General features: G+C 42.8%; 2 protein-coding genes and 2 pseudogenes. All 4 read right to left on the bottom strand.

Translation table 11 applies throughout. From position 1 onward, the window contains the following. A pseudogene (locus D8791_RS10750) lies at positions 1-1122 on the bottom strand (hypothetical protein); the annotation flags it as partial. A 2145-nt stretch (positions 1123-3267) separates the two neighbouring features. Beyond that, a pseudogene (locus D8791_RS10745) lies at positions 3268-3408 on the bottom strand (KxYKxGKxW signal peptide domain-containing protein); the annotation flags it as partial. A 429-nt stretch (positions 3409-3837) separates the two neighbouring features. Further along, positions 3838-4014, bottom strand: coding sequence for an XRE family transcriptional regulator (locus tag D8791_RS10195; protein WP_125447755.1), 177 nt, complete (start codon positions 4012-4014; stop codon positions 3838-3840). Positions 4015-4082: 68 nt separating this feature from the next. Then, positions 4083-4923, bottom strand: an 841-nt coding sequence (locus tag D8791_RS10190) for a glycosyltransferase family protein (protein ID WP_514133008.1), incomplete at its 5' end; no start/stop codon positions are given.

Genomic DNA, 4923 nt, shown 5'->3' with positions numbered 1-4923 from the left:
TTGGCTCGCACTGATGCTTGCTGATACTGATGCTGATGCGCTTTGGCTCGCACTAATTGACGCAGACTGGCTCGCGCTTACTGAGATAGACGCTGAGTTCTGGTTGTTAGATGCTGAAGCTGAAGCACTTTGGCTTGCGCTTACTGATGTTGAAGCACTTTGACTTGCACTTACAGATGCTGAGGCTGATTGACTAGCTGATACAGATGCTGATTGGCTNGCACTGATGCTTGCTGATACTGATGCTGATGCGCTTTGGCTCGCACTAATTGACGCAGACTGGCTCGCGCTTACTGAGATAGACGCTGAGTTCTGGTTGTTAGATGCTGAAGCTGAAGCACTTTGGCTTGCGCTTACTGATGTTGAAGCACTTTGACTTGCACTTACAGATGCGCTGGCTGATTGGCTAGCTGATACAGATGCTGATTGNCTNGCACTGATGCTTGCTGAGACAGACGCTGAAGTTGATTGACTTGAGCTTACTGATGCGCTAGCTGATTGGCTTACAGATACTGATGTTGAAGCACTTTGACTAGCTGATACAGAAGCTGAAGTGCTTTGGCTTGCGCTTACTGATGCTGAAGTACTTTGACTTACAGATACTGAAGCTGAAGCTGAGTGGCTTGCACTTACAGATGATGAAGCTGAGTGACTTGCTGATACACTTTGGCTTGCGCTTACTGATGCGCTAGTTGATTGACTTGTACTTACAGAAGCTGAAGTGCTTTGGCTTGCGCTTACTGATGCTGAAGTACTTTGACTTACAGATACTGAAGCTGAAGCTGATTGGCTTGCACTTACAGATGATGAAGCTGAGTGACTTGCTGATACACTTTGGCTTGCGCTTACTGATGCGCTAGTTGATTGACTTGTACTTACAGAAGCTGAAGTGCTTTGGCTTGCGCTTACTGATGCGCTAGTTGATTGACTTGCACTTACAGAAGCTGAAGCTGATTGGCTAGCTGATACAGACGATGATTGGCTCGCACTTACTGATGCACTTTGGCTCGCATTTGCTGAGATGGATGCTGATTGGCTCGCACTGATGCTTGCAGATACAGATGCTGAAGCACTTTGGCTAGCTGATACAGACGATGATTGGCTCGCACTTGCTGATGCACTTTGGCTAGCATTTACTGAGCTTGATGCTGATTGGCTCGCACTGATGCTTGATGAGATAGATGCTGAAGCACTTTGACTTGCAGATACTGATGCTGAAACTGATTGGCTAAGGGATCCGCTTTCTTTAATATTTACTTGAATGTCCTTAAAGTTAAGCTGTCCTGCTTCGTCAGTAATCTTATATTTAAGTGTTACAGTTCCTGTTTTAGTAGGCGTCCCAGAAATTTGGATAGATGGGATATAACCAGTCTTACCAGCCCCTGGTTCATCGGTTCTAGTAGTAACTGTTAATCCAAGTGCTTCTAGTTCTTTCTTACCATGAATCAGCTCAACCGCTTGATCTGCAAGGTAAGAACTTTGCCAAGAACCAACAGACTGATCTCCTTTGTTATTACCATCATGAACATATAAAGTTTCATTAACTCGTTTACCGACTTCAATCTCAGGAACTAGTGGTTCAGGGGAAGGAATTAGTGAGTCTTTGCTCTTGTTGATAGTTGACTCCTGCGCAGCCTCAGTTACAACTTCTTCTGGACGGCCTAGATAGGTAAAGAAATCAGCATCCTTACCTCCCGATCCATTAGTATGTCTGACGAGCATATTAGGATTTTCAGTTAAAACCGTCCCTGTAATAGTGAGTTTTGGAACATAGGTGAAATCAGCACGCCTTTCCACCCCTGGAACATACCTCAAACCACTATATTTGGTTGTACCACCATTACCAGTGTACAAAACCATAGAATTTTTAGCATCTTGCTCATATCTATACTGTTTATCATTATGGAAATATAAAGTTTCATTAACTCTATCGCCTACTTTATATTTTGCAAGAGGAGCCAATGCTTCTTTTTTCCCCTCAGCATCATACGTTACAGCAGGTCCCTTAAACTGAGTAGTAGTAAGGTTCATGAATATGCTGGTTTGAGGAAAGCTACGTCCATCAAAGGTCACATCCAGATTGACACTACTATTAAATGCTTTTGGATTATCACTCTTGAAAGTTACATATGGAATATAACGTCCAGGAGCCACTTCCACACGACCTGTTTCCGAGGTAATATTATATTTCTCTTGTGCTTCTTGCCAGTTTCGAGTCTCTAGAGTTGTTCTTGCAGAAAGTCCTGCAAACTCACTATCCTTATATGAACCGTAAGGATATTCGTCCGCATCAAATTGAGACTTATGCATGTAATATGTTACCGAGAAAGGAACACCTGCTCGTCCCAGAAAGACCCGTTGTCTATTTAAACGACCACTTGTTTCTGGAGAGTTGATGCTATATGGATCGGTATTTAGAAAGAAAGGTTCTTTTGATCCAGTATCGATCGGATTTGCTCTAAATCCAGAATACCCTGTCTTTGGTGCAGTCGCTACAGTATTGTCTACCTTTTGGTTTTTCTCAGCTTGCTTGGTTGTATCCTTGCCTTGGGCTTGGTTCTTATCCGCTATCACACCAGCTGCGATATTGTTGCTTGTCGTTGCTGCTTGGCTTGTGCTAAGAGCTGCACTTGCCAAACTTTGGTTAGCACTACCTGATACAAGACTTACCGCAGGGTTGACCTTAAGGTTGAGCGATGCAGAAGCTGAGGTAGACACAGAAGCCTGAGCTGATGGTTCGCTAACAACTGATGCACTCTCAACTACAGAGGCAGGTGCTTGAGCGCTTGCTGATTCTGATGGTGTAGAGCTTACTGATGCAGATGCTTTTGCACTTGCTGAGACTGATGTAGGAGCTGATGCTGATTGACTTGCTGAGGCAGATTGACTGACTGAAGCTGACTGACTTGCTGAGGCAGATTGACTGACTGAAACTGACTGACTCGCACTCGCTTGATCCTCAACAGATTGACTGACTGATACAGAAGCTGTTGCAGATGCTTGTTCTGCTTGAGCTTTCTTTACTTCTGCTTGCGCTTGAGCGATGATTGAGTTGGCACTTGTTTCAGCCGCTTTCGGTTCAGCTGCGATGACTGTTTTATCCTTTTCTGTATACTCAGATGTTTCATCCGCATAAACAGTTTGCTCTTGAGTCATCACAAATCCTGCAGCCCCCGCGGCCAGGATTCCCCCTATACCCGCTAGCGTGTTAAAACTAAGGTGTGCGTGATCAAGTTCTTCAGTGTCTGACAGGGTACTAGAGACAACTTCGCCCATCCCACCGATACGGAAGAGATCCAATTGAGAATTCGAGGCTTTTACCCAGTTTTTACCCGATTTGTAAAGCTTATAACGCTTTTTCTCATCTACGATCTCGAAATCTTTGTTAAATTTTTTACTCCGAAACATTCGATTCCTTTCTTTTATCCAATTGCGACCCTTTGTTAATCTCATGACCATTAACAAAGCGTAGTTGCGCTGCCCTCTCAAAACCAAAGCCAATAAAAGCCACAGTCAGTCTCAGTTTTTATCCCTTTGACTCAGAAAATGCAGATTTCATCTGGCATATACCAGTTGCTTTTATCTAGTATACACCATATATTATTTTAGCAAAACGGTTCCTCCTTTTCAAGCATTTATACACGAAATAACCAATGAAAACGCCTAATTTTTACCTAAAATTTGCTTTTAAGATTCAAATAATTGAAAGCGTCTTATCTTTCAAAATCCCTACTCCCCCCTTTCACACTAGTTCAATTAGATAGAGACAAAAAAACCTTGACGATTTGCTCGTCAAGGTTCATCTGTTCCAGAGACCTCCGCCATCCAGAGAAAATCCTAGAAAAATTGTCCCAACTGTATGATGATTGTGACCAAGAGGGTGATAAGAAAAAGAATGCCACCTAGAACTGCAATCATACTAAACTCTTGTTTCTCTCTTTTTAGGGGTTTCTTTCGATTATCTAGCTGTTCTCGTATATGTTCTTGTAAAATGCCATTATCCTTGTTAGACATCTGCTCCTCCTTTTCTGTTGATAGAAAGGAACTTGCTTTCATCGAAAGCAAGCCCTTGTCTTATTAGCTTATAAAATTGCCTTGTAGGCTTCCAGATCAGCCTGATTCGCCGCCTGTTTTTGCTTAGCAAGAGCAGCCTCCATCTCAGACGGAAGAGAGAGAACTCCATGAATCTTACCTACCATGGCTGATACATTTTCCACCGGATAAATGTGATCATCCGCAATAAATCGACGGTTATGGCAAGTGTTTTTGAAGCTGAGAATCAGCATGTTGTTCTCAAAGGCTGTGCGACAAGCATTGAGGATTTCATCGCTGATATTGATATCTAGATACAAGTCACATCTATCAAACAGCTCTGCAACCTTTGCCGGACGAATATTTGGATAAAGCGAAACATTCGGATAACGATTGAGCCCCATCAAATGGCTGGACATTTCTGTGATGGCTCCGATATGGAAATGCACAGTTGGCAGCTGGGTCAAGAGCTGCTCTATTTGCTCAAGCTGATCACTATTGGTCAAAATCAAGGCTTCTGGATTCATATTATTGAGGCGATGGTATTGATAGAGATAACCGACATTGCGGAAGTAACTCTTCTCTTTTGGTGTCGCAAGCTTGAGGATTTTATCATAAACTTGCTTATCCTGTACTGCAATACGGATATTGCGATGAGGCATTTTCATAGCTACTTTCATATTACCAGGTAAGACTTCTCCGATAGGCTCTTGCCAGAAAAGAACATCTTCTGCACGACCATTTTTAGGACGAAGAGCGTAGGCCACCAAGAAGGGGGTTGCTAGAGAATTATAAATAATACGATCTGTATCATATCCACGACATTGCAGATAAAAGACGACAAATTCTTGTTTGGATTTAAAGATATGACGCTTTCCTTCAAGTGTCAAG

Origin of the sequence: Streptococcus cristatus (assembly GCF_003943515.1) — a bacterium.
Taxonomy (GTDB): domain Bacteria; phylum Bacillota; class Bacilli; order Lactobacillales; family Streptococcaceae; genus Streptococcus; species Streptococcus cristatus_D.
This window is presented reverse-complemented; position numbering and strand designations above follow the sequence as displayed.